22 protein-coding genes, 4 tRNA genes and 1 other RNA gene are annotated in these 24,658 nt (G+C 71.1%); 10 read left to right on the top strand and 17 right to left on the bottom strand.

The genetic code is table 11. The annotated features are described in order from the left end of the window. Nucleotides 1-8: 8 nt before the first annotated feature. From purF to purS, 7 genes are all read right to left on the bottom strand, one after another. A complete protein-coding gene (gene purF, locus AB0B29_RS21340) occupies nt 9-1,538 on the bottom strand; it encodes an amidophosphoribosyltransferase (protein WP_362241902.1) in 1,530 nt (509 codons plus the stop codon). Between the two features lie 63 nt (nt 1,539-1,601). Then, nucleotides 1,602-2,375 carry an META domain-containing protein gene (locus AB0B29_RS21335; protein ID WP_362241899.1) on the bottom strand — a complete coding sequence of 258 codons (774 nt, stop codon included), beginning with the start codon at nt 2,373-2,375 and terminating at the stop codon, nt 1,602-1,604. 37 nt (nt 2,376-2,412) lie between these two features. Continuing rightward, nucleotides 2,413-3,210 (bottom strand): maleylpyruvate isomerase family mycothiol-dependent enzyme, encoded by a 798-nt coding sequence (locus AB0B29_RS21330; protein ID WP_362241896.1) that lies wholly within the window; start codon nt 3,208-3,210, stop codon nt 2,413-2,415. Nucleotides 3,211-3,315: 105 nt separating this feature from the next. Next, entirely contained in the window at nt 3,316-3,816 is a 501-nt protein-coding gene (locus tag AB0B29_RS21325; protein WP_362241893.1) for an ArsR/SmtB family transcription factor, read from the bottom strand. A 115-nt stretch (nt 3,817-3,931) separates the two neighbouring features. Further along, nucleotides 3,932-6,190, bottom strand: a complete 2,259-nt coding sequence (purL, locus tag AB0B29_RS21320) for a phosphoribosylformylglycinamidine synthase subunit PurL (RefSeq protein WP_362241890.1) — start codon at nt 6,188-6,190, stop codon at nt 3,932-3,934. Then, on the bottom strand, nt 6,187-6,867 hold the full coding sequence (purQ, locus tag AB0B29_RS21315) for a phosphoribosylformylglycinamidine synthase subunit PurQ (RefSeq protein WP_362241888.1): 681 nt from the start codon (nt 6,865-6,867) through the stop codon (nt 6,187-6,189). Before purQ ends, purL begins: the two co-directional genes overlap by 4 nt. Continuing rightward, entirely contained in the window at nt 6,864-7,127 is a 264-nt protein-coding gene (purS, locus tag AB0B29_RS21310; RefSeq protein WP_352097588.1) for a phosphoribosylformylglycinamidine synthase subunit PurS, read from the bottom strand. The genes purQ and purS overlap by 4 nt, the downstream gene beginning before the upstream one ends. A gap of 267 nt (nt 7,128-7,394) precedes the next feature. On the opposite strand from purS, the gene AB0B29_RS21305 reads away from it, so the two are divergent. The 8 genes from AB0B29_RS21305 (at nt 7,395) to AB0B29_RS21270 (ending at nt 12,017) form a co-directional block, all read left to right on the top strand. Next, nucleotides 7,395-7,712: a histone-like nucleoid-structuring protein Lsr2 gene (locus AB0B29_RS21305; protein ID WP_344460887.1), complete on the top strand. Its 318-nt coding sequence runs from the start codon at nt 7,395-7,397 to the stop codon at nt 7,710-7,712. A gap of 134 nt (nt 7,713-7,846) precedes the next feature. Then, nucleotides 7,847-7,918, top strand: a tRNA-Gly gene (locus tag AB0B29_RS21300). Between the two features lie 80 nt (nt 7,919-7,998). Then, nucleotides 7,999-8,071, top strand: a tRNA-Gly gene (locus tag AB0B29_RS21295). A 135-nt stretch (nt 8,072-8,206) separates the two neighbouring features. Then, nucleotides 8,207-9,181, top strand: a complete 975-nt coding sequence (locus AB0B29_RS21290; protein WP_362241884.1) for an ABC transporter ATP-binding protein — start codon at nt 8,207-8,209, stop codon at nt 9,179-9,181. Further along, nucleotides 9,178-9,978 (top strand): ABC transporter permease, encoded by an 801-nt coding sequence (locus tag AB0B29_RS21285; RefSeq protein WP_362241881.1) that lies wholly within the window; start codon nt 9,178-9,180, stop codon nt 9,976-9,978. Before AB0B29_RS21290 ends, AB0B29_RS21285 begins: the two co-directional genes overlap by 4 nt. A gap of 40 nt (nt 9,979-10,018) precedes the next feature. Continuing rightward, entirely contained in the window at nt 10,019-11,302 is a 1,284-nt protein-coding gene (locus AB0B29_RS21280; protein WP_362241878.1) for a sensor histidine kinase, read from the top strand. Then, on the top strand, nt 11,299-11,919 hold the full coding sequence (locus AB0B29_RS21275) for a response regulator transcription factor (RefSeq protein ID WP_362241875.1): 621 nt from the start codon (nt 11,299-11,301) through the stop codon (nt 11,917-11,919). The genes AB0B29_RS21280 and AB0B29_RS21275 overlap by 4 nt, the downstream gene beginning before the upstream one ends. A 22-nt stretch (nt 11,920-11,941) precedes the next feature. Next, nucleotides 11,942-12,017, top strand: a tRNA-Gly gene (locus AB0B29_RS21270). A 118-nt stretch (nt 12,018-12,135) separates the two neighbouring features. Here AB0B29_RS21270 and AB0B29_RS21265 read toward each other — a convergent pair. From AB0B29_RS21265 to ffs, 6 genes are all read right to left on the bottom strand, one after another. Further along, on the bottom strand, nt 12,136-13,035 hold the full coding sequence (locus tag AB0B29_RS21265; RefSeq protein WP_362241872.1) for a phosphoribosylaminoimidazolesuccinocarboxamide synthase: 900 nt from the start codon (nt 13,033-13,035) through the stop codon (nt 12,136-12,138). A gap of 69 nt (nt 13,036-13,104) precedes the next feature. Beyond that, complete coding sequence (locus AB0B29_RS21260) at nt 13,105-14,580, bottom strand: N,N-dimethylformamidase beta subunit family domain-containing protein (RefSeq protein WP_362241869.1); 1,476 nt, start codon at nt 14,578-14,580, stop codon at nt 13,105-13,107. Between the two features lie 294 nt (nt 14,581-14,874). After that, nucleotides 14,875-16,881, bottom strand: coding sequence for a hypothetical protein (locus AB0B29_RS21255; RefSeq protein WP_362242033.1), 2,007 nt, complete (start codon nt 16,879-16,881; stop codon nt 14,875-14,877). Between the two features lie 396 nt (nt 16,882-17,277). Further along, the gene (gene purD, locus AB0B29_RS21250; protein WP_362241866.1) at nt 17,278-18,528 is read right to left on the bottom strand and encodes a phosphoribosylamine--glycine ligase; all 1,251 of its coding nucleotides are present in this window, start codon (nt 18,526-18,528) and stop codon (nt 17,278-17,280) included. A 96-nt stretch (nt 18,529-18,624) separates the two neighbouring features. After that, nucleotides 18,625-21,204: a DNA polymerase III subunit gamma and tau gene (locus AB0B29_RS21245; RefSeq protein ID WP_362241864.1), complete on the bottom strand. Its 2,580-nt coding sequence runs from the start codon at nt 21,202-21,204 to the stop codon at nt 18,625-18,627. Between the two features lie 71 nt (nt 21,205-21,275). Continuing rightward, an RNA gene (gene ffs / locus AB0B29_RS21240) (signal recognition particle sRNA small type) lies at nt 21,276-21,370 on the bottom strand. 73 nt (nt 21,371-21,443) lie between these two features. On the opposite strand from ffs, the gene AB0B29_RS21235 reads away from it, so the two are divergent. Next, nucleotides 21,444-21,531: transfer RNA gene (locus AB0B29_RS21235), tRNA-Ser, on the top strand. Nucleotides 21,532-21,674: 143 nt separating this feature from the next. On the opposite strand, the gene AB0B29_RS21230 is transcribed toward AB0B29_RS21235, so the two are convergent. Genes AB0B29_RS21230 through AB0B29_RS21215 form a run of 4 tightly spaced genes read right to left on the bottom strand, consistent with a single transcriptional unit; the run spans nt 21,675 to nt 24,094 of the window. Continuing rightward, complete coding sequence (locus AB0B29_RS21230) at nt 21,675-22,148, bottom strand: GNAT family N-acetyltransferase (protein ID WP_362242031.1); 474 nt, start codon at nt 22,146-22,148, stop codon at nt 21,675-21,677. A gap of 29 nt (nt 22,149-22,177) precedes the next feature. After that, nucleotides 22,178-22,597 carry an arsenate reductase ArsC gene (locus AB0B29_RS21225; RefSeq protein WP_362241862.1) on the bottom strand — a complete coding sequence of 140 codons (420 nt, stop codon included), beginning with the start codon at nt 22,595-22,597 and terminating at the stop codon, nt 22,178-22,180. Further along, complete coding sequence (arsB, locus tag AB0B29_RS21220; RefSeq protein WP_362241859.1) at nt 22,590-23,663, bottom strand: ACR3 family arsenite efflux transporter; 1,074 nt, start codon at nt 23,661-23,663, stop codon at nt 22,590-22,592. The genes AB0B29_RS21225 and arsB overlap by 8 nt, the downstream gene beginning before the upstream one ends. A 23-nt stretch (nt 23,664-23,686) precedes the next feature. Next, nucleotides 23,687-24,094 (bottom strand): ArsR/SmtB family transcription factor, encoded by a 408-nt coding sequence (locus tag AB0B29_RS21215; RefSeq protein WP_362241857.1) that lies wholly within the window; start codon nt 24,092-24,094, stop codon nt 23,687-23,689. Between the two features lie 79 nt (nt 24,095-24,173). Here AB0B29_RS21215 and AB0B29_RS21210 point away from each other — a divergent pair, with 79 nt between their 5' ends. Continuing rightward, nucleotides 24,174-24,647: an ArsI/CadI family heavy metal resistance metalloenzyme gene (locus AB0B29_RS21210; RefSeq protein ID WP_362241854.1), complete on the top strand. Its 474-nt coding sequence runs from the start codon at nt 24,174-24,176 to the stop codon at nt 24,645-24,647. Nucleotides 24,648-24,658 lie beyond the last annotated feature (11 nt).

The following is a 24,658-nucleotide window of genomic DNA, read 5'->3' as shown; positions in this document are numbered from 1 at the left end:
GGGCCGTCTTACGGGCGGCGGATCGCGTCGGCGGCGGCCGTGGCGGCCGGGCCGGCGGCCAGCTCCGTCTCCAGCAGCTGCTTGCCGAGCAGCTCGGGGTCCGGGAGCTCCATCGGGTACTCGCCGTCGAAGCAGGCGCGGCACAGGTTCGGCTTGGCGATGGTGGTCGCCTCGATCATGCCGTCGATGGAGATGTAGGCCAGGGAGTCGGCGCCCAGGGAGGTGCCGATCTCGTCGATCGTCATGCCGTTGGCGATGAGCTCGGCGCGGGTGGCGAAGTCGATGCCGAAGAAGCAGGGCCACTTCACCGGCGGCGAGGAGATCCGGATGTGGACCTCGGCGGCGCCCGCCTCGCGGAGCATGCGGACCAGGGCCCGCTGGGTGTTGCCGCGCACGATCGAGTCGTCGACGACGACCAGGCGCTTGCCCTTGATGACTTCCTTCAGCGGGTTCAGCTTCAGGCGGATGCCCAGCTGGCGGATGGTCTGCGAGGGCTGGATGAACGTCCGGCCGACGTAGGCGTTCTTCACCAGGCCGTTGCCGAAGGGGATGCCGGAGGCCTCCGCATAGCCGATGGCGGCGGGGGTTCCGGATTCCGGCGTCGCTATCACCAGGTCGGCCTCGACCGGGGCTTCCTTCGCCAGCTTGCGGCCCATCTCCACGCGGGAGAGGTACACGTTCCGGCCGGCGATGTCGGTGTCGGGGCGGGCCAGGTACACGTACTCGAAGACACAGCCCTTGGGCTTCGCGTCCGCGAATCGTGAGGTCCGCAGGCCGTTCTCGTCGATGGCGACGAACTCGCCCGGCTCGATCTCGCGGACGTAACTGGCGCCGCAGATGTCGAGGGCCGCGGACTCGGAGGCGACGACCCAGCCGCGCTCCAGCCGCCCGAGGACCAGCGGGCGGATGCCCTGCGGGTCGCGGGCCGCGTACAGGGTGTGCTCGTCCATGAAGACGAGCGAGAACGCGCCCTTGACCTTCGGGAGGACCGCGTGAGCGGCCTCCTCGATGGTCAGCGGCTTGCCGTCCTCGTCGACCTGGGCCGCGAGGAGCGCGGTGAGCAGGTCGGTGTCGTTGGTCGCCGCGACGCGCGGGGTGCGTCCGCCTTCCTGCTTGGGCAGGTCGGCGACCATCTCGGCGAGCTGGGCGGTGTTGACGAGGTTGCCGTTGTGGCCGAGCGCGATGGATCCGTGTCCGGTCGCGCGGAAGGTCGGCTGGGCGTTCTCCCAGACGGAGGCACCGGTGGTCGAGTAGCGGGCGTGACCGACCGCGATGTGACCCTGGAGCGAACCGAGGGAGGTCTCGTCGAAGACCTGGGAAACCAGGCCCATGTCCTTGAAGACGAGGATCTGTGAGCCGTTGCTGACCGCGATTCCCGCGGATTCCTGGCCTCGATGCTGGAGGGCGTAGAGCCCGAAGTACGTGAGCTTGGCGACCTCTTCGCCCGGAGCCCAGACACCGAAGACGCCACAAGCGTCCTGGGGGCCCTTCTCGCCGGGGAGCAGGTCGTGGTTGAGTCGTCCGTCACCACGTGGCACGCCACCGAGTGTAGGCGAGGTCGACCACTGGTCCGAATTGGGGATACCGGACTTTCCGGTGGATCACCGCTCGGCGACCGCCCGCACGCTCGTACCGTTTTCGCTGGTCAGCGTGAGGGTTTGATGATCGACTCCGTACGTCAGCTTTCCGTCGAAAAGGCGCAGCAGCTTCTTCTCGCCGTTCATGAGTGAGTCTTCGCACATCATTCGGGTCGTGGCCGGAGGGCCGAGGGTGATATGGCCGTCGCGGACCGTGGCCTCGGCGTTCACCTTGTTGCAGCCGAGGCTGCCGGAGACGGTGCCCTTCTTCTCGTCGAAGGTGAGGTGGGCCCGGCCGTCGGTGCCCGGGGTCGTGACGGTCCACCTGGTGCCGGCCAGCGGGGCGTCCTTCGCCTTGGTCAGGCGGACGGTGTCGCCCTGGCCGGTGGTGAGGGTGAGCCGGTCGTCGTCCGTCTTCGCCGTCAGCTCCTGGTTCGAGAGGGCCTTCGCGAGGGTCGTCTCGAAGGCGACGGGGGTGTCCTCGCAGGCCATCTCGGTGGCCCGGGTCTTGCCGAGCCGGACGCGGTCGCCGTCGACGGTGGCCTCGGCGCTGAAGTTGTTGCAGCCGAGGCTGCCCTCGGCCCGGCCCTTGCCGATGGTCACGTGGGCGTCGGCCGGGGCCTTCTGTGTCCTGCCGTCCGTGGTGACGCTGTCCACGTTCCACCGCACACCGGTGATCGGCTTGCCGGCACCGACCGAGCCGCTGCCGCTGCCCGCGTTCTCGCTGCCACAGGCCGCCAGGAGCGGGACGAGCATGGCGGCGGCCGTCAGGGTCATGCGCTGCTTCTGCCTGTCCATGCCACTTCGACGGGGGACCCGGGGGGATCGGTTCCGCCTATTTCATCAGGGGCAGATGGGCCGACAGGTCCGCCCGCTCTCCGCTCGCGCTGACCTTGGCGTCCTGGAGCGCCGACGCCCAGGTGATCCGTCCGGTCGCCAGCCGGATCCAGGTCAGCGGGTCCGTCTCGACGACGTTGGGCGGGGTGCCCCGGGTGTGCCTCGGCCCCGCCACGCACTGCACCACCGCGTACGGCGGCACCCGCACCTCCGTGGAGCCGCCGGGCGCCTTCGCGGCGAGCGCGTCGGCGAGCAGCCGGGTACAGGCGGCCAGGGCCTGTCGGTCGTGTGGGATGTCCAGGCCGGGGACGGCGGCGTTGAGGTCGTCGGTGTGGACGACGAGTTCGACGGTGCGGGTGACGAGGTAGTCGGCGAGGGTCATGGCACCCGTCCGTGTGGCCAGGACGCGGGTGCCGGGGGCGCCCTCGAGTCTCCCGGCCAGGCGCTCCGCGGTCTCGGCGTACAGGGCGTCGAGGTCGGGGTGGGCCTCGGCGAGCAGACGGGTGCCGTCCTCGATGTCCCCGGCTCGGGCGGCCGTGGCGAAGGGCCAGTCGAGGAGGGTGAGCTCCGGTTTCGCCGGTTCCTCCCGGTCGAGGTTGCGGCTGACGCTCTCCACGGCCATGGTCACGTGGGCCGCGAGCTCCCGTACGGCCCAGTCGCCCAGCCGGGTGGGCAGGGCGAGCTGCTCGGGGGTGAGGCCCCGGACGGCCTCCCGTACGTTCCCGAACTGGGCGAGCACGGCTGCGCGGATCTTGACGGGGTCGTAGCTGCGGGTGCGTTTCCTGGCCGGGGGCATGGGGGTCAGCCTAAGTGGGGGCGGTGACAGTGGGCCGCCTCGTTCGCAGCGCCCGGAAGTGATCAAGATGATCTTGCGTGCGGGCATCCTGTCCCGACCGTTCTCCTACGGGCGGGTCGTCGCCAGTGCCACCAGCAGCGGTACCACCCGCCCCGGCGGCACCTCGTGGCGGCCGCGGGCGGTCGTGTGGAGCCAGCCCGTGGTGGTGAGCTGGCGCAGGTGGTGGTAGATCTGGCCGGTCGTGCCGACCTCGTCCAGTTCGGCGAGTTCCGCGGCGGTGCGCCGGCCGCCGAGGATCTCGCGCAGCAGACGGATGCGGACCGGGTGGCCCAGGGCCGCGAACGCCTCGGCGGCCGTCGTCCAGTCGCCGTCCAGCAGGTCCTCCGTGAGGACGGTCATCTGCCAGGAGTACTCCTCGCCCGTCGGCAGGCCCACGGAGCCCGTGTAGAGGACACCGCCGTCGGCCGCACCCACCTCGGACAGCTGCTCCTTCAGCCCGCTCAGCGCCCAGAAGTCGCCTCCGACGACGCGGGGGCCGGTGCGTCGGGTGCCTTCCAGGGCCGCCAGACGACTTTCGAGCTGTGCGACGCGTTGTTCCAGGTCCATGAATCAGAGATTACGGAACTACGTAATTACGCACAAGAGGCAGGGGGCGCCGTTTCCGTCCGGACACGGCGAAGCCCCCGCCCGGCAAGTCGGGCGGGGGCTTCGGAGCGGTTGGCTACTTCAGGAGCGCCGGGATCGTGCTCTCGTGTGCCTCGCGCAGCTCGGTCAGGGGGAGGGTGAACTCGCCCTGGACGTCGATCGTGTCGCCGTCGACGACACCGATGCGGGTGACCGGGAGGCCCCGCGCACCGCACATGTCGTTGAAGCGGACCTCTTCCGAGCGCGGTACGGCCACCACCGCGCGGCCCGCCGACTCGGAGAAGAGGAAGGTGAAGGCGTCCAGACCGTCCGGGACGATCAGGCGGGCGCCCTTCTCCCCGAGCAGGGCCGACTCGACGACCGCCTGGATCAGACCGCCGTCGGACAGGTCGTGCGCGGAGTCGATCATGCCGTCGCGGGAGGCGGAGATCAGGATCTCGGCCAGCAGACGCTCGCGCTCCAGGTCGACCTTCGGGGGCAGGCCGCCGAGGTGGTCGTGGACGACCTGGGACCAGGCCGAGCCGCCGAACTCCTCACGCGTGTCACCGAGGAGGTAGAGCAGCTGGCCCTCCTCCTGGAAGGCGACCGGCGTGCGGCGGGCCACGTCGTCGATGACGCCGAGGACCGCGACGACCGGGGTGGGGTGGATGGCCGCCTCGCCCGTCTGGTTGTAGAGGGAGACGTTGCCGCCCGTGACCGGCGTGCCGAGCTGCTGACAGGCGTCCGCCAGACCGCGCACGGCCTCCGCGAACTGCCACATCACCGCCGGGTCCTCGGGCGAGCCGAAGTTCAGGCAGTCGGAGACGGCCAGCGGCTTGGCGCCGGTGGTGGCGACGTTGCGGTACGCCTCCGCCAGGGCCAGCTGGGCGCCGTGGTACGGGTCGAGCTTGGCGTACCGGCCGTTGCCGTCCGTGGCGATGGCCACGCCGAGGCCGGTCTCCTCGTCGATCCGGATCATGCCGGAGTCCTCGGGCTGGGCGAGGACGGTGTTGCCCTGCACGAAGTGGTCGTACTGGCTGGTGATCCAGGACTTGGAGGCCTGGTTCGGGGAGGAGACCAGCTTCAGGACCTGCTCCTTCAGCTCCTCGGAGGTCGCCGGCCGGGGCAGCTTGTTCGCGTCGTCCGCCTGGAGGGTGTCCTGCCAGTCGGGGCGGGCGTACGGGCGCTCGTAGACCGGGCCCTCGTGGGCGACGGTGCGCGGATCGACGTCGACGATCTTGCCGCCGTGCCAGTAGATCTCCAGGCGGTCGCCGTCGGTCACCTCACCGATGACGGTGGCGATGACGTCCCACTTCTCGCAGATCTCCAGGAAGCGGTCGACCTTCTCCGGTTCGACGACCGCGCACATGCGTTCCTGCGACTCGCTCATGAGGATCTCCTCGGGCGAGAGCGTGGAGTCGCGCAGGGGTACGTCGTCGAGGGTGACGCGCATGCCGCCGGAGCCGTTGGAGGCCAGCTCGCTCGTCGCGCAGGACAGGCCCGCCGCGCCGAGGTCCTGGATGCCGACGACCAGCTTCTCGGCGAAGGCCTCCAGGGTGCACTCGATGAGGAGCTTCTCCTGGAAGGGGTCGCCGACCTGGACGGCCGGGCGCTTCGAGGGCTTGGCGTCGTCGAACGTCTCGGAGGCCAGGATCGAGGCGCCGCCGATGCCGTCGCCGCCGGTGCGGGCACCGTAGAGGATGACCTTGTTGCCCGCGCCGGACGCCTTGGCCAGGTGGATGTCCTCGTGCCGCATGACGCCGATGGCACCGGCGTTGACCAGCGGGTTGCCCTGGTAGCAGGCGTCGAAGACGACCTCGCCGCCGATGTTGGGCAGGCCCAGGCAGTTGCCGTAGCCGCCGATGCCCGCGACGACGCCCGGCAGGACGCGCTTGGTGTCGGGGTGGTCGGCCGCGCCGAAGCGCAGCGGGTCGACGACCGCGACCGGGCGGGCACCCATCGCGATGATGTCGCGGACGATGCCGCCGACACCGGTGGCAGCGCCCTGGTACGGCTCGACATACGACGGGTGGTTGTGCGACTCGACCTTGAAGGTGACCGCGTAGCCCTGGCCGACGTCGACGACACCGGCGTTCTCACCGATGCCGACGAGCATCGCGTCGGACTGCGGGGCCTTCTCGCCGAACTGGCGCAGGTGGACCTTGCTGCTCTTGTACGAGCAGTGCTCCGACCACATCACCGAGTACATGGCGAGCTCGGCCCCGGTGGGCCGGCGGCCGAGGATCTCCACGACCCGCTCGTACTCGTCCTTCTTCAGGCCCAGTTCGGCCCAGGGCAGCTCGACGTCGGGGGTCGCGGCCGCGTGCTCGACCGTGTCCAGAGGCGTCCGGCTCATGCGTTGACCAGCTTCTTGAGGATCGAGGTGAAGAACGGGAGGCCGTCGGTGCGGCCGGTGCCGATCAGCGGCTCGACGGCGTGCTCGGGGTGCGGCATGAGGCCGACCACGTTTCCGGCCTCGTTGGTGACGCCGGCGATGTCCCGCTGCGAGCCGTTGGGGTTGAAGTCGAGGTAGCGGAAGGCGACCCGGCCCTCGGCCTCCAGCTGGTCGAGCGTGTACGCGTCGGCGACGTACTGCCCGTCGTTGTTCTTCAGCGGGATGTGGATCTCCTGGCCGGCCGTGTAGTCGGTGGTCCAGGCGGTCGAGGCGTTCTCCACCCGCAGCTTCTGGTCACGGCAGATGAAGTGCAGGTGGTCGTTGCGCAGCATCGTGCCCGGCAGCAGGTGGGCCTCGGTGAGGATCTGGAAGCCGTTGCAGATGCCGAGGACCGGCAGACCGGCCTTCGCCTGCTCCAGCAGGGGCTCCATCACCGGCGAGAAACGGGCGATGGCCCCGGCGCGCAGATAGTCGCCGTAGGAGAAACCACCGCACAGCACCACGGCGTCGACCTGCTTGAGGTCCTTGTCCTTGTGCCAGAGGGCGACCGGCTCGGCGCCGGCGACGCGGATCGCGCGCTGGGTGTCACGGTCGTCCAGGCTGCCGGGAAAAGTGACGACGCCGATACGGGCGGTCACTTCGCGGCCTCCGCGACTTCCTCGACCCGGATCGCGAAGTCCTCGATCACGGTGTTTGCGAGGAATGACTCCGCAAGATCATGAATGCGGGCGAGGGCGGCCTCGTCGACCGGCCCGTCAACTTCCAGTTCGAAACGCTTTCCCTGGCGGACGTCCGAGATCCCGTCGAAACCCAGCCGCGGCAGTGCGCGCTGCACCGCCTGGCCCTGGGGGTCGAGGATCTCCGGCTTGAGCATGACGTCGACTACGACGCGTGCCACTGGCACTCCCGGTGTGTGGTGCTGAGCAGGTTCCTTCAGACTACCCGCACAAAATTTCTACGCGCGTTGACTTGTAGGAAACTACGTGACCGTCATCACGATCCGGCATCTACGGACCCACACGGGAAGTTTTCGGGAAAGATTCCGGATCGACACCCGAAACCTATTGCCTTCGGACACGCGGAAGGATTTAGTCGGGCTTCACAATGCATTGCCAGGCACGGTACAAATGAATTGGCATAGTGCCGCATGAAGGGATCGATATTCGTGGCGCAGAAGGTCGTGGTCACTCTCTCTGACGACATCGACGGCTCGGAAGCGGCGGAAACGATCGCCTTCGGACTGGACGGCAAGTCGTACGAGATCGACCTGAGCGAAGGCAACGCCGGAGAACTGCGGAAGGCACTGGCGCCTTACGTCGAGGCCGGCCGCAAGCGGTCCCGCTCGGGCAAGGCGTACCGGCAGACGGAGGTCGCCCCCGACCCGTCGGCCGTGCGCGCCTGGGCGCAGGCCAACAAGATGGACGTCCCCGCGCGCGGGCGCATCCCCAAGAAGGTCTACGAGGCGTTCACGGCCGCGCAGTGACGGTCCGTCGAGCCCGGACCGATGCCCGGTCACCCGCCCCTCGCGGCAGCCGACTTGCGCAGCACCCCGGCTGATCAGCTAGAGTCTGGAGCACGCCGAGGGGCGAGGCCGAAAGGCCCAGCTCACGGAAACATGCGGGTGTAGTTCAGTAGTAGAACATCCCCCTTCCAGGGGGAAGGCGCAGTGTGCGATTCCTGTCACCCGCTCTGCATCGCCGTACCGGCCACTGTCGTGGATCAGGTAGGCTGGTGCCGCACCGGTCGGTGAAAGCCGATCGGGAGCATATGCGGACGTAGCTCAGTTGGTAGAGCGCAACCTTGCCAAGGTTGAGGTCGCGAGTTCGAGCCTCGTCGTCCGCTCGGGAATGAGACCCCGGTCCATCTGGATCGGGGTCTTTTCGTGCTCCCCCGACCGAGCGTCCGCCTGACATTTGTCATGCCGAGTGATGACAGCGCGCACTGCTTCCGGGCCCGCACGGCCGGGACGCTTGAATCATGGAAACCAACGGACACGAACACGTGATTGAGGTCACTGACCTGCGGCGTGTGTACGGGGGCGGGTTCGAGGCGGTACGCGGAATCAGCTTTTCCGTCCGACGCGGCGAGATCTTCGCGCTGCTCGGCACCAACGGCGCGGGCAAGACGTCCACCGTCGAACTCCTGGAGGGACTCGCGCGGCCGGCCGGCGGGCGGGTGCGGGTCCTCGGACACGACCCGTACACCGACCGGGCCGCCGTACGGCCCCGGACCGGCGTGATGCTGCAGGAAGGCGGCTTCCCCTCCGAACTCACCGTCGCGGAGACCGCCCGGATGTGGGCCGGGTGCGTGAGCGGGGCACGGCCGCCGGCAGAGGTACTGGCGCTGGTCGGCCTGGAGACGAAGGCCGGCACCCGGGTCAAGCAGCTGTCCGGCGGCCAGCGGCGCCGCCTCGACCTGGCGCTCGCCCTGCTCGGCGATCCCGAGGTGCTCTTCCTCGACGAGCCCTCCACCGGGCTGGACGCCGAAGGCCGCCGGGCCACCTGGGAGTTGGTGAGCGCGCTGCGCGACGGCGGGACGACGGTGCTGCTGACCACGCACTACCTGGAGGAGGCCGAAAACCTCGCCGACCGGCTCGCGATCATGCACGAAGGCCGTATCGCCACCACCGGCACCCCGGCCGAGGTGACCGCCGCGGAGCCGTCGCGGATCTCCTTCGAACTGCCCGACGGCTACCACGTCGGCGACCTCCCGCCGCTCGGCGAACTGGGCGTGACCGGGCACGAGACCGACGGCCGGATCGTCCGGCTGCGCACCCATGAACTCCAGCGGTCGGCCACCGGCCTGCTGATGTGGGCCGCGCAGGCACGGGTCGAGCTGCGCCGCCTGGACGTGCGCTCGGCCTCCTTGGAGGAGGCGTTCCTCCACATCGCCCAGCACGTCTCCGCGGAGCAGGCCACCACCGGCACGACGACGAAGGAGTACGCGGCATGAGCGCCACCCGCACGACGCCCCGCCCGGCAGCGGCGACGACCCTGCTGAGCCGGATGACCGCGCTCGCCCGCGCCGAACTGACCCTGCTCGGACGGACCAGGGGCGCGCTCGTCGCCGCGCTGTTCGTGCCGCTGGTGATGCCGTTCAGCGTGCGGTCGGCGGCGGAGGGGATGGACCTCACCGGGGCGGGGCTGAACACGGGCACCCTGGTGCTGCCCGCCGCGGTCGGCTTCTCCCTGCTCTTCGCCGTCTACTCGGTGCTCGTCGGCGTGTTCGTCGTCCGGCGTGAGGAGCTCGTCCTCAAGCGGCTGCGCACCGGGGAGCTGCGGGACGTCGAGATCCTGGCCGGCTCCTCGCTGCCGGCCGTCCTCACCGGGCTCGTGCAGTGCCTGCTGCTCACGGCGGGCTGCGTCGCCCTGCTGGACCTGTCCGCGCCCTCGGCTCCCCATCTGGTCGTGCTCGGGCTGCTGTTGGGTCTCGTGATGTGCGCGGCCCTCGCCGCGGCCACCGCGAGTTTCACCCGGACCGGCGAGAGCGCCCAGGCCACGCCCATGCCGCTGCTGCTTCTCTCCATGATCGGCTCCGGCGTGTTCTGGCCGCTGGAGCTCATGCCGGACCGCGTCGCCTCCGTCTGCGAGCTGCTGCCCCTGACGCCCGTCGTCACGCTGGTGCGCGGCGGCTGGACCGGAGACCTCTCCGCGTACGAGGCACTGGGCGCTCTCGCGACCGCCGTGGCCTGGATCCTCGTCGCGGTGTTTGCTGTACGACGGTGGTTCCGCTGGGAACCGCGGCGCTGACCGAGGACCGCGGTGCAGAACGAGGGGGAGTGACGGGCCGATGCGCATGCCGGGCAGGTGGTGGCGGCACAAGAGCACACCGGAGAAGGTCGAGACGTACACCCGGTGGTCGTTCCACTTCTTCGCGGTGATGGAGTTCTTCTCCGTCGGGCTCACGTCCGTCGCCCCGCTCGGAGCGCGACTGGGCGGTGCCGCCCTGCTGGTGGTCGCCGTGCACGCAGCCCTCAGCTTCGTCACCGTGTCCCGGGCGATCGACTTCACGCGCGGCCGCAGGCCCCAGCCCACCGGACTGATGTGGACCCTGGGCGCCGTCACCGCCGTGATCGCCACCGTCGCGCTCGCACTGGCCGAACACGGGCCCCACCGCGAAGGCGTCGACTCCGCCGCCGGCAGCGTCTTCGGCGTGATCCTGATCTTCGGCCCCGGCATCATCGCGCTCGGCGTGCGCTCCCGGCGGCGCGCGTTCGGCATCTCGGGCGGTTTCGCGGCAGGCGCCTGCGTCGTGGCCCTGGCGCTCGGCGCCCCCGCCCTCACGGCGCTCTTCACGGCACTGATCGTGCTGGTCGGCGGCTTGTTCATCGCCTTCACGGCCGTCTTCTCGGTGTGGCTGCTGAACGCCGTCTACGAACTCGACGAGGCCCGCGAGACCCGGGCCCGGCTCGCCGTCGCCGAGGAGCGGCTGAGGTTCGGGCGTGATCTGCACGACGTCATGGGGCGCAATCTCGCCGTGATCGCCCTCAAGAGCGAACTGGCCGTGCAGCTCGCCCAGCGGGGGCGGCCCGAGGCCGTGCCGCAGATGGTCGAGGTGCAGCGGCTCGCGCAGGAGTCACAACGGGAGGTGCGGGAGGTCGTGCGCGGCTACCGGGAGGCCGACCTCGGCTCGGAACTCGCCGGTGCGCAGGGGGTGCTGGCGGCGGCCGGCATCGACTGCACCATCGCCGGGGTGCCGGCGGCCGGCCTGCCGCCCGCAGTGCAGTCCGCCCTGGGGTGGGTGGTCCGGGAGGCCGCGACCAACGTGCTGCGGCACGGGGACGCACGCCGGTGTGAGATACGACTACAGGTGCTGGAGGGGCGGGTGGTGTTGACCGTGGAGAACGACGGGGTGAGCGAAGCGGGAGCGGGATCCGGGTCCGGACCGGCCGGCTCGGGGCTCGCCGGGCTGCGGGAGCGGCTGGTGAAGCTCGACGGGACGCTCGAGGCCGGGGCCGTGGAACGGGGGCGGTTCCGGCTGACGGCGGAGATTCCGCTGCTTTCGTCGCCCACCGCTTCCGGCTCTGCTCGGACCGCCGTCGCGGCGCGTTCTGTGAGCGAGGTCACTTCATGACGGCCGCGGAGCCCGTGCGGCTGCTGCTCGCCGACGACGAGCACCTCATCCGGGGGGCGCTCGCCGCGCTGCTGTCCCTGGAGGAGGACCTCGTCGTGGTCGCCGAGGCGGCCACCGGGCCCGAGGCGATGGCGATGGCCCGGGCGCACAAGCCCGATGTCGCCGTGCTGGATCTCCAGATGCCCGGGGCCGACGGTGTGAAGGTCGCCACATCCCTGCGGTCCGAACTGCCCGGCTGCAAGGTGCTCATCGTCACCAGCCATGGGCGGCCCGGACATCTGAAGCGGGCGTTGCAGGCCGGTGTGCGCGGGTTCGTGCCCAAGACCGTGAGCGCGCAGCGGCTCGCTGAACTCATCCGGACCGTGCACGCCGGGAACCGTTACGTCGACCCGGAGTTGGCCGCCGACGCGATCGCCGCCGGGGACTCGCCGCTGACCGCGCGGGAGGCGGAGGTCCTGGAACTCGCCGCCGACGGAGCGCCCGTCGCGGAGATCGCCGAGCGGGCCGCGCTGTCGCAGGGCACCGTGCGGAACTACCTGTCGTCGGCCGCCTCGAAGCTCGGTGCGGAGAACCGGCATGCGGCGGTACGGCTCGCGCGGGAGCGAGGTTGGGTATAGTGGTTCTCGCGCCACGGCGCATGCGAACGTAGCTCAGTTGGTAGAGCGCAACCTTGCCAAGGTTGAGGTCGCGAGTTCGAACCTCGTCGTTCGCTCCATCGAGAAGCCCCCCGGTTCCGGCCGGGGGGCTTCTCCGTGCTTGCTCTGAGGACCGTGTCCTGCCTGCTGTGTCCTGACCGCTGAGTCCTGACGGCTGTGTCCTGGCGGCTGTTTCCCCTACGACCAGCTCGTGCCGGTCAGGCGCTCGTACGCCTCCACGTACTTGGCGCGGGTGGCGTCGACGACCTGCTGGGGCAGGGCGGGCGGGGGCTGCTCGCTCTTCCGGTCCCAGCCGGACTCCTGCGAGGTCAGCCAGTCGCGGACGAACTGCTTGTCGTACGACGGCTGCGCACGGCCCGGCTGCCACTGGTCGGCCGGCCAGAAGCGGGAGGAGTCCGCGGTGAGGACCTCGTCCGCGAGGACCAGGTCGTCGCCTTCGAAGCCGAACTCGAACTTCGTGTCCGCCAGGATGATGCCCCGCTCCCGGGCGATGTCCCGGCCCCGCGAGTAGACCGCGAGGGTCGCCTGGCGCAGCCGGGCCGCGGTGTCCGCGCCGACCTGGCGGGCGACCTCCTCGTAGGTGACGTTCTCGTCGTGCTCGCCGACCTCGGCCTTGGTGGCCGGAGTGAAGATCGGGGCGGGCAGTTCACTGCCGTCGGTCAGGCCTTCCGGCAGGGCGAGACCGCAGACCGTGCGGGTCTCGTTGTACTCGGCGAGGCCCGAGCCGGTGAGGTAGCCGCGGGCCACGCATTCCACGGGGACCATCCGCAGCGACTTGCAGATCAGCGTGCGGCCCGCCCAGTCGGCGGGGGCGCCCTCGGGCAGCTCCGTGCTCAGGACGTGGTTCGGGACCAGGTCGGAGAGCCGGTCGAACCACCACAGGGACAGCTGCGTGAGGATCCGGCCCTTGTCGGGGATCTCGGTCGGTAGCACCCAGTCGTAGGCGGACATGCGGTCGCTGGCGACCATCACGAGGTCGCCCGCCTCGTTCCGGTACAGCTCGCGCACCTTGCCGGTGTGCAGATGCACCAGGCCCGGAACCTGGATCGGCTCGGGCTTTTCGACGAATCCGGACACGGTTCCTCCCCGTGGTTCTGTCCAAGTGGCTCGATTCTCCCGTATCCGGGCATGATCACGGACAGCGGGTCAGTCGCGTTTGCAGATGCGGTCCAGCAGATTGGCCGTGGCGCGCTGGATACGGCCGTCGACGTGTCCGGGCCGGTCCAGGGCCGGGGACCAGGCGAACGTTCCTGCTGCGAAGACCCAGGCGCCGGAGGGGGCTCGGTACAGGGACGTCTCCTGGTGGCGCGCGGTGCCTTCCTTGTCGGTGTACGGGGAGTGGGCGAGCAGCGTGCGCTCCTCGTGCTCGGGCAACGGGGTGCGCGGGAAGTAGCGGTCGGCCTCGCCCGCCACGAGGTTCTCGATCTCGTCGCCCTCGTGCGCCCCGGTGGCCTCCCACAGCCAGTGCCCGGCGTTGCGCACGATCAGCGGGTGCGGCTCGGGGACAGGCCCGGCGTACTGGATGCCCAGCAACTGCTGTTCCGCCTGGTCGATCTCCCGCCACAGCACCGGCCTGCCCGGCCCCTGGCGCTTGCGGCAGGTCAGCAGCCGGTCGGGCACGCCGGACGGGGAGGGGCCCAGCTCCACCTGCCAGTACATGGAGTTGGCGGAGAGGAAGACCAGCGAGGTGCCGGCGTCGCGGCCGCGCTCCACGGTCGTGCGCATGGCGGCCGACCAGTACTCGTCGTGGCCCGGGAAGACCAGGCCGCGGTAGTGGGTGGGGTCGACGCGGCCCGCGTGCAGATCGCTCGCGTGGGCGTAGGCGACGTCGTAGCCGTAGCGCTCGGCCCAGCGGATGAAGTCGTAGGCGTGGCCGACGTGGAGGGGGAGGCCTGCGCCCGCGTACGGGCGGTCGAAGGAGACCGTCGTGGCGGCCTCGGACTCGCCGAGCAGCCGGCCCTCGTCGTCCCAGGCGTGGTAGAGGCTGGCGCCCGTGCGTCCGTCCTCCGGATACAGGTTGTACGCCTGCCAGGTGACGTCGGGCAGCACGAGCAGCAGGTCGGCGGGCTGGTCGTGGCGGACGGTGAAGGGGACGTGGGAGCGGTAGCCGTCGGCGGTGGTGAGGACGGCGACGTAGGCGCCGATGTTCCAGTACGAGGGGACCTGCAGCCGCCAGGACAGCCACCAGTGGTGGCAGGAGACCGTACGGTCCGCGGTGAGCGGCGCGGGCTGGACGATGCCGGACAGGCGCGGGCTGGTGGTGATCTTCGCGGCGCCGTCACCGCCGTAGTGGCCGATGCGGTAGATGTCGACGGCGAACTGCTGCGGCGGATCGACGGTGATGTGGAAGTCGATGGCCTCGCCGGGCGCCACCGCGGCGGTGGAGGCGAAGCCCTTGATCTGGAGGTTGACGTCGTCGGCCGCGCGGGGGCCGCCCGAGCGGTTGCCCTTCTTCGACGGGTGGGGGGCGTCCTGGTCCACGTACCAGGGGACGACCTGGCCCGAGTCGTCGAAGTACGTCACGCTGCCGCGCAGCCATGGAACGGGGCCCTGCCCGAAGGGATCCGTCACGGCGTGCGCCAGCGCTCCCGACTCCCAGCGGCGGATCTGCTCCGAACCCATGTTTGCTTTCCCTCCCCTTGGCCCCCGTGGTGATGCGTGCCGTGTGGCGTCGTGCTGGTGTGGTGCGAGCCGGTGTTGCTCGTGCCGCGTGCGAGCGACTGGCTTGTGCCGGTGCGTTGCGTGGGTCGCCTTCTGTGGTGCGTGCGGTGGGTGCGGCGCCTTCGCGCTTATGTGTTTGTCGTATGTCGCACGCTCTTGCCATACACGCGAACACTCCCAGCACATCACATGATGCGCGCACTTCGTCACTGTTCGTTTTGAATTGGCCAGAACCGGAAGCAGGCGCTCCGGCGGTCAGCCGAGGCGGACCGGCTTCTCCGGGCGTATGCCGAGCTGGGACAGCCAGACCCGCAGAGGGGTGGCGTCGCCGTCCTCGATGAGGGTGAGGACCTTGGGCGCCAGATCGGCCGTGCGCTCGCCGTCGACGAGGAGGGTCGGGCCGTCCAGCCAGTCCAGGCCCGGGGTCGCACCGGCGGTGTCCATCGCGGCGCAGCAGACCATCGCGGTGAGGTGGTCGGCGAGCAGCTCTCGGGCGGTGCGCGGGGGCTGGAGGGGGAAGAGGGGGAGGGCTCGGTCGTCCCAGAGGGCGGTGAGGTCGGTGGTGGGGGACGGCGAGGCCGGAGTCGGGGTCCCCGCGGGGAAGGGAGCGGCCTCTTCCCTGGCCAGTTCGGCGCTGAGCCGGGCGGCGAGCGTGGCGCTGGGGGCCGTCGTACCGGAGAGGTCCTCGTCGTCGAGGGGGTCCGGTGGGGTGGTGCCCGGGATGGTGCTCGTGGGGCTGGTGGTGCCGGCGGGGCCTGGATCGGGTGTGCCGGGGGCTTCGGGTGGTGCGGTGTCCGGTCTGGAACCGGGCGGGTGTCCGGGGCCACCCGTCGGGGCCGCAGCCGCGGTCGGGTCGGCCGCCCGGGCCGCGGTCGGGTCCGCGGTCGGATCCGTGGTCAGGTCCGCGGTCGGGTCCGTGGCTATGTCCCTGGTCGGGGGCGCCGGGGGGTCACCAGCTCGGGCCCTCCCGGTCGTAGCCGCAGGGCCCGGGTCCGTGAGGTGGTCGAGGACGCGGGACAAGGTCGGGGCGTCGGCGGCGGAGGACCCGGGGTCGGTGGTGGGGCGGACGCCCATCGCGTCCAGGACGCGGTGCAGCCGGGCCGCGTCGAGGCGCCACTTGCGGTCCACGACCTCGTCCGGATACTCGCTCCAGTCGACCGGTGACCAGTCGGGCCCGGGTCCTGCGGGACCGCCGTGGAAGAGGCGGGCGGCGAGGAGGGATGCGGCCTCGTCGACCGTGCCCGGCTCCTCCAGCAGATCGCAGGCCGGTCGCTCACCCAGCCGGGACGCGAAGCCCTCGGCCAGACGGTCGCGCCGGGACAGCTCCGTGAGCGCCGCGACCACACCGGCGTCCAGCCGGGACGGCCAGCGGCCCATCCGCCAGGCGGGCAGAGCGACCCGGGTCAGCAGCCGGTCCCAGCCCGCGTAGGCCAGGCCCACCTGCTCCTGGGCGACGATCCGCAGCCCGTAGTCCACAGCCTGTGCACGCTCCGCGGCCGCGGCCGCCACGCCCCGCTCCATCTCGGCGGCGTGGATCCGGCAGCTGCGCAGCAGAAGCCGGGCGACCCGGCCGACCCCGGCGAGCACCGCCCGCGACAGCGGGTCGCGGCGGGGAGCCGACCCCACGGCCACCGCGGCGTCCAGGCCCCGGACGAAGCGCCGGGCGGCGGCTATGTCGGGGTGGGCCGAGGGGCCCGTACCGGCGATGACCGGGGCGAGGACCGCGCGCAGCTCGCCGACCCGCATCCACCACAGGAACGGCGAGCCGATGACGAGGACCGGCGCGACGGGCTGCCGACGCTGCGCCTGCCTGCCCGCCCCGGCTATGTCCTGATGCTCCTCGACCGGCGGCGGGGCGTGGGACCGGTGGGTGCGGTCCTCCAGCCAGCTGTCGCAGTCCGGGGTGAGCGCTATCGCGGAGGGCGCGGGGACGTCGAGGCGGTCGGCGAGGTCGCGCACCATGCGGTACAGATCGGGGGCCGCCTCCTCGGTGACCGGGACGGTCGGGCTCATGGCGGGCCGGGCCCGGGCGACGACCAGGGCGATGCCGGCCGCGGCGAGCAGCACGAGGGCCGCGACCGGTGTCAGTACCGCCCGGGCCGCGTCCCAGACGGGGCCCTCCAGACGGTCACCGGCGGCACCCGCGAGCAGGATCACGGCGACGGCGGCCGGCAGCAGGGCGACGGCCAGGGCACGACTGCGGATGCGCAGGACGGCCAGTGCCCGTGCCCGTGCGACCTGCGCGCCTGCTTCCACACCCATTCCGGTCACGACCGACCTCACCCCCTCCCCGTTGACCCGATGCTTGCCTTGCTCACTCCCCCACTGTGGCACCCGCCACTGACATCGCAATGCCGGTGGGCCAAGTGCCGGAACGCTTGCGCCGCACCCTAGTTGGGGCTCCGCCCCCCGTCAGCCGGATACGGCATCGGTCACCCGATGGAATGGCTTTGGGGAAAGGTGAGTGACGGACGGTGAGCATCAGGCCCCCGTCTTCCGCACAGTTCAGGCCACCCCTCCCCCACACGTCTGGCCACTGCTTCCCCGATGCGTGAGGCCACTGCCGACCTCAAAAGTCAGGCCCCGGATCCTGAGACGGATCCGGGGCCTGTGGGGTTCATCGGCGGCGGTGGTTCGCCTGCCGGGCGCGGGCGTCCGTTACGCGCCTGCCGCCTTCGCGGCGATGTCGGTGCGGTGCTGGGAGCCGTCGAGGCGGATGCGGCCGACGGCCGTGTAGGCACGGTCGCGGGCCTCGCCGAGGTCCTTGCCGGTGGCCGTCACGGACAGGACGCGGCCGCCCGCGCTCACGACGGCGTCACCTTCCTGCCTGGTGCCGGCGTGCAGCACGTAGGCGTGCGGGGCGTCCTGGGCGGCGACCTCGTCCAGACCGGCGATCGGGTCGCCGGTGCGCGGGGTTCCGGGGTAGTTGTGCGAGGCGACGACCACGGTCACGGCCGCGTCGTCGCTCCAGCGCAGCGGCTCCAGGTGGGCCAGGTTGCCGGTGGCGGCCGCCATCAGCAGGCCGGCCAGCGGCGTCTTCAGCCGGGCCAGCACGACCTGGGTCTCGGGGTCGCCGAACCGGGCGTTGAACTCGATCACGCGGACACCCCGGGAGGTGATCGCGAGACCGGCGTAGAGCAGGCCGGAGAACGGCGTGCCGCGCCGCTGCATCTCGTCCACGGTCGGCTGCAGCACGGTCTGCAGCACCTCGTCGACCAGCTTCGGGTCGGCCCACGGCAGCGGGGAGTACGCGCCCATGCCGCCGGTGTTGGGGCCCTCGTCGCCGTCCAGGGCGCGCTTGAAGTCCTGGGCGGGCTGGAGCGGCACGACCGTCTCGCCGTCGGTCACGGCGAAGAGGGAGACCTCGGGGCCGTCGAGGTACTCCTCGATGACCACGCGCTCGCAGGCCGCCGCGTGGGCCCGGGCCGCTTCGAGGTCGTCGGTGACGACGACGCCCTTGCCCGCGGCGAGCCCGTCGTCCTTCACGACGTACGGAGCGCCGAAGGCGTCGAGGGCCGTGTCGACCTCTTCCGCCGTCGTGCAGACGTACGACCGGGCCGTGGGCACCTCGGCCGCGGCCATGACGTCCTTCGCGAAGGCCTTGGAGCCTTCGAGCTGTGCGGCCCGGCCGGACGGGCCGAAGACCGGGATGCCGGCATCGCGCACGGCGTCGGCGACACCGGCGACCAGCGGGGCCTCCGGGCCGACGACCACGAGCTCCGCGCCGAGGCGGGTCGCCAGCGCGGTGACGGCGGCGCCGTCCAGGGCGTCGACCTGGTGCAGCTCGGCGACCTCGGCGATGCCGGCGTTGCCGGGGGCGCAGTGCAGCGCGGTGACGTCGGGGTCGTGGGACAGGGAGTGGCACAGGGCGTGTTCGCGGGCGCCGCTGCCGATGACGAGGACCTTCACGGGGCCAGCCTAACGGGAGACGCCGGCTCCGCCTTGTGCGGGCTTCCGAAGGGAGGGCGGGCCGCGAGTTGGAGGTTCCTCCGAGACAGGCCCGGGCTATTCGTTCGTGAACTCCTCGACGACCGTCGCCCCCAGCTCCCGGACGATCAGCTCCTGGCCGGAGAGGGCCGACTCGTCGAGGTCGGGGTCGTCGTCCTCGGGGATGTCGTCCTCGACGGAGACGTGCCGCGGCCGTGGGGCGGACGGCTGGGGGACGGAGGCGGTGGGCGCGGGGGCCGGGGCGGAGGTCGCGGGGGGAGTGGGGCCGCTCGACTGGGCGGGAGCGGCCGGGGGAGCCGACGGGGACGGGGCGGGGCGCTGGGCCGTGGCCGTACCGCCGCCCGCGTTGTATCCGCCACCCGCGTTGTAGCCGCCGCCGGAGTTGTAGCCACCGCCGCCGGAGTTGTGGCTGCCGGTACCGGGACCGCCGGAGGCGCTGTGGCCGCCGCCGAACCCTGAGGGGCCGCCCGGCGCCGGGGGTGCGGAGCCGCCCGACGGGTCGACGATCGCCTCGATCTTCCACTGGACGTTGAACTGCTCGCCCAGCGCCTGCCGCAGCACCTCCTCGCTGCCGCTGCTCAGGAAGTTGTCCCGCGCTCCCGCGTTGACGAAGCCGAGCTGCAGGGTCGTGCCGTCGAAGCCTGCCACCTGGGCGTTCTGGCTGAGCAGGATCCAGGTGAAGCGTCGGCGGTTCTTGACCGCCTCCAGGATGTTCGGCCAGAGCATGCGGGGGTCGAGACCGCCGCCCGTGGGAGCGGGACCGGAGACGGGGGCCGGGGTCGTCGGGGCCGGAGGCGAGGGCTGGGCCGCCGGTGGGCTGCCGGCCGCGGGAGCGCTCGTCCGCGGCGTGCCGGCCGGTGGAGTGCTGGCCGGTGGGGTGTTCGAGGCGGGGGCGCCCGAGGCCGCCGTGGGCCAGCCGCCGGGGCGACGGCCGCCGCTTCCGGCGGAGGCGGCGGTGGGCCAGGCGCCGGGGGCGGACTGGGCGGGGGCCGACGGGGCGGGTCCCGCGGGAGCTGAGGCGGCCGGGGCTTCGGCGGGGGTCCGGGCGGGGTCCGGCCCGTCGGGGGCGGAGGGCACGCCGTGCGTGCCGGGAGCGGGGGCATGGGCCGGGGGCGTGCCTGGTGCCGACGGCGGGGTCCCCTGGACGGGGGGCGTGCCTGGTGCCGACGGCGGGGTCCCCTGGCCCGCTGCCGAGTGGCCGGGCCCGGCCGCAGGGGCGGCTGCCCCAGGTGCGGAGCCTGCCGCAGGCGCCGTATGGCCGCCTCCACCGGCACCACCGCCGTTGCCCGGTGCTCCGGACGCACGGACCGCCGCACGGGCCGCGGCAGGGCCGCCACCCGGCGGCACCGGAGCGCCGCCACCCATGTGGGCCGCAGCGGCGCCGCCCCCCTGAACCGCGGCGGCCGCCGCTCCCCCGTGACCCTCCGGCCCGGGTACGTATCCCATGGCGGGCAGGCCGGCGGGGCCGGCGGAGTAGTTCGCGCCGCGCTCGATCCGGTCGAGACGGGCCATGACGGAGCGCTCGTCCCCGTAGGCGGCGGGGAGCAGGACGCGGGCGCAGATCAGTTCGAGCTGGAGACGGGGCGAGTTGGCGCCGCGCATCTCGGTCAGGCCTTCGTTGACGAGATCGGCCGCACGGCTCAGCTCGGCGGGGCCGAAGGTGCCTGCCTGGGCCTGCATGCGCTCGATCACATCGACGGGGGCGTCGATGAGCCCCTTCTCCGCCGCGTCCGGAACGGCGGCGAGGATCACCAGGTCGCGCAGCCGCTCCAGGAGGTCGGCGACGAAACGGCGGGGGTCGTTCCCGCCTTCGATCACGCGGTCGACGACCTCGAAGGCCGCGGCTCCGTCTCCGGTGGCGAACGCCTCGACGACGGAGTCGAGGAGGGAGCCGTCGGTGTATCCGAGCAGGGCGGTGGCCATGGCGTACGTCACACCGTCCGCCGCGGCACCCGCGAGGAGCTGGTCCATGACGGACATGGAGTCACGCACGGACCCGCCGCCCGCCCGCACGACGAGCGGAAGCACGCCGTCCTCGACGGGGATGGTCTCCTTCTGGCAGACCTGGCCGAGGTACTCCCGCAGGGTGCCCGGGGGGACCAGCCGGAAGGGGTAGTGGTGGGTCCGGGACCGGATCGTCCCGATGACCTTTTCGGGCTCGGTGGTCGCGAAGATGAACTTGAGATGCTCCGGCGGCTCTTCGACGACCTTCAGCAGCGCGTTGAAGCCGGCCGACGTGACCATGTGGGCCTCGTCGATGATGTAGATCTTGTACCGGCTGCGGGCCGGGCCGAAGAAGGCCTTCTCACGCAGGTCACGGGCGTCGTCCACGCCACCGTGGGAGGCGGCGTCGATCTCGATGACGTCGATGGAGCCGGGGCCGTTGCGCGCGAGGTCCTGACAGGACTGGCACTCACCGCACGGCGTGGGCGTGGGCCCCTGCTCGCAGTTCAGGCACCGGGCCAGGATCCGCGCGCTGGTCGTCTTGCCACAGCCGCGCGGCCCGCTGAACAGGTACGCGTGGTTGACCCGGTTGTTCCGCAGCGCCTGCTGCAGCGGGTCGGTGACATGCTCCTGCCCGATGACCTCGGCGAAGGTCTCGGGGCGGTAGCGGCGGTACAGAGCGAGAGACGACACGCATACGAGGTTATAGGCGCCCAGTGACATCGGGCCCGGGCCGGACCCGGCCGGGAGGCCGTGCCGGGAACGCAGACGCCCCCCACGCACCCGCCAGAGCCGACCTACCCTTGCTGCCTTCCGGCCCTGGGGGAGTTCAGTCAGATAGCGCCGCGTGAGGGGCTGCGCCAAGGTTACCTGATGTCGGGGGCGGTGAACGAGTTCGCGAGCACTCCTCTCGGTCATGTAATGTTCCCAGCGGAGGATTCGCCTAGAGGCCTAGGGCGCACGCTTGGAAAGCGTGTTGGGGGCAACCCCTCACGAGTTCGAATCTCGTATCCTCCGCCAGTGCCTCACCGGGCACGATGTCGAAGGGCCCCACCGTTCGCGGTGGGGCCCTTCGACGTTGCCCGTCTCACTTCCAGGATTCCACCGGCACCGACCAGTACGAGGCACGTGAACCCCGCCAAACCTGTCGTTGTGCGTTCGCTCTATGCGACGAGAGGGCTGCGGCGTTCCACCAGGACGACGTCGCGCCATACGCCGCGGTGTCGGCCGATGCGTTCGCGAGTGCCGATGACGCGGAATCCGACTCGCTGATGCAAGGCGAGACTGCCGGCGTTCTCGGGAAAGATGCCGGATTGGATCGTCCAGATGCCCGCCGCCTCGGTCGACCTGATCAAGGTTTGCAGGAGGACTGAGCCCATCCCACAACCGCGGGCCCCAGGGTGGACATACACCGAGTGCTCGACCACGCCTGCATACGCGCACCGATCGGACACGGGTACAGCAGCGACCCAGCCCAGCACCCTTCCGGAGTCGTCGAGAGCGACGTACCGGTGTCGGGGCAGCTTGGCAGCGTCGAAATCGTCCCACGTGGGTGCGACGGTCTCGAAGGTGGCGTTGCCCTCGTCGATACCGAGCTGGTAGATCGTCAGGACCTCGTCGGCATGCTCGGGACTCATGGCCACGTTGCGAACTGTGCCCGGGGCACTCACGCTCGGCTCGCCGGGGCGATCTCGTCGACCAGGCCGCGGATACGCTTCTCGATCTCGTCGCGGATCGGGCGAACCGCTTCAACGCCCTGCCCGGCCGGGTCAGGCAGTTCCCAGTCGAGGTAGCGCTTCCCGGGGAAGACGGGGCAGGTGTCGCCGCAGCCCATCGTGACGACGACGTCGGACGCCTGGACCGCTTCCACCGTGAGCACCTTGGGCACCTCGGCCGTGATGTCGATGCCCGTCTCCGCCATGGCCTCGATGACGGCCGGGTTGACGGTGTCGGCGGGGGCGGAGCCTGCGGAACGGACCTGGACGCGGTCGCCTGCGAGGCGGGTGAGGAAGGCGGCGGCCATTTGTGAGCGTCCGGCGTTGTGGACGCAGACGAACAGGACGGACGGGGTGGCTGCGTCAGACATGGGCGGCGTCTTCCTGAGGTGCGGGAACAGCGGCTGGGGCGGTGAAGTGGCGGCGCGCATACAAGGCGACGTACACCAAGCCGATGAGTGCGGGCACCTCGATGAGGGGACCCACGACGCCGGCGAGTGCCTGGCCGGAGGTGGCCCCGAAGGTGGCGATGGCGACGGCGATGGCCAGCTCGAAGTTGTTGCCCGCAGCGGTGAAGGCGAGCGTCGTGGCGCGTGAGTACTCCAGACCGACGGCACGGGCCAGAGCCATGGACCCGGCCCACATGACGGCGAAGTAGACCAGCAGCGGCAGAGCGATGCGGGCGACGTCGAGCGGCTGTGAGGTGATCGCCTCGCCTTGCAGGGCGAAGAGGATGACGATCGTGAAGAGCAGGCCGTACAGGGCGAAGGGGCCGATACGCGGGATGAGCTTGGCTTCGTACCAGGTGCGGCCCTTGGTCTTCTCGCCGATGCGGCGGGTGAGGTAACCGGCCGCGAGCGGGATGCCGAGGAAGATGAGCACACTGCGGGCGATCTCCCCCACCGAGACGTCCAGGCCGGTCTGTTCCAGGCCCAGCCAGCCGGGCAGGGCGGAGAGGTAGAACCAGCCCAGTGCCGAGAAGGCGATCACCTGGAAGACGGAGTTCAGTGCGACCAGGACGGCAGCGGCTTCGCGGTGTCCGCGGGCCAGGTCGTTCCAGATGACGACCATGGCGATGCAGCGGGCCAGGCCGACGATGATCAAGCCCGTGCGGTAAGCGGGAAGGTCCGGCAGGAACAGCCAGGCCAGCGCGAACATGAGCGCAGGGCCGATGACCCAGTTCAGCAACAGGGACGACAGCAGCAGACGGCGGTCGCGGGTGACGGTGTCGAGGCGGTCGTAGCGGACCTTGGCCAGCACCGGGTACATCATCACGAGCAGGCCCAGGGCGATCGGCAGGGACACACCCGTGACCGTCACCTTGGCCAGCGCGTCACCCAGGCCCGGGACCAGGCGGCCCAGGCCGAGCCCCACGGCCATGGCCGCGAGGATCCAGACAGCCAGGTAGCGATCGACGAAGGACAAGCGTCCCGCCACGTTCCCCTCAGCAACCGCAGTGCTCACGAGGCGGCCCCGGCAGGCGCGGTGTGGTCGGGCAGCGGCTCACCGGCCGGGCGGGTCAGAATCGCGGCCAGTCGGTCGGTCATCTCCGGGACCAGCCAGTAGTAGACCCAGGTGCCGCGCCGCTCACAGTCGATCAGCCCGGCCTGCCGGAGCAGCTTCAGGTGGTGCGAGATCGTCGGCTGGGACAGGTCGAAGGCCGGGGTCAGGTCGCACACGCAGACCTCGCCACCCGCGCGTGAGGCGATCATCGACAGCAGACGCAACCGCACCGGATCACCCAGCGCCTTGAACACCTTGGCCAGTTCGACTGCCTGGCCCTCGCCCAAGGGGGTCGTGAGCAGCGCTGGGCAACAGCCGCCGGCAGCATCGTCCTGACCCAGCACAACCGACTCTTGATTCGACATTCCTCTATGTTGACATCCTTCGAATCAGAGCGCAATGTTGCATCGAAAGACGTCAATGCAACTCGTCGGGAGTCGTGCCATGTCTCGCGCTCAGCTCGCCCTCCGTGTCAGCGACCTGGAAGCGTCGATCACCTTCTACTCGAAGCTGTTCGGCACCGAACCGGCCAAGCGGCGCGAGGGCTACGCCAACTTCGCCATCACCGAGCCCCCGCTCAAGCTCGTCCTGATCGAGGGACAGCCCGGCGAGGAAACCCGCCTGGACCACCTCGGCGTCGAGGTCGAGTCCACCGACCAGGTCGACGCCGCCACCTCTCGTCTCAAGGACGCCGGCCTGGCCACCTTCGAGGAGAACGACACCTCCTGCTGTTACGCCCTCCAGGACAAGGTGTGGGTCCACGGCCCCGGCAAGGAGCCCTGGGAGGTCTACGTCGTCAAGGCTGACGCCGACAACCTCGGCAAGAGCGCCGACCCCATCGCCGCCGGGGACGCCTGCTGCACCAGTCAGGCGACCGAGGAGGCCCCGGCGGCCGCCGGATGTGCTTGCGGCCAGTGATTCGAAGGGCT

The organism is Streptomyces tibetensis, assembly GCF_040647715.1.
Taxonomy (GTDB): Bacteria; Actinomycetota; Actinomycetes; order Streptomycetales; family Streptomycetaceae; genus Streptomyces; species Streptomyces tibetensis_A.
This window is presented reverse-complemented; position numbering and strand designations above follow the sequence as displayed.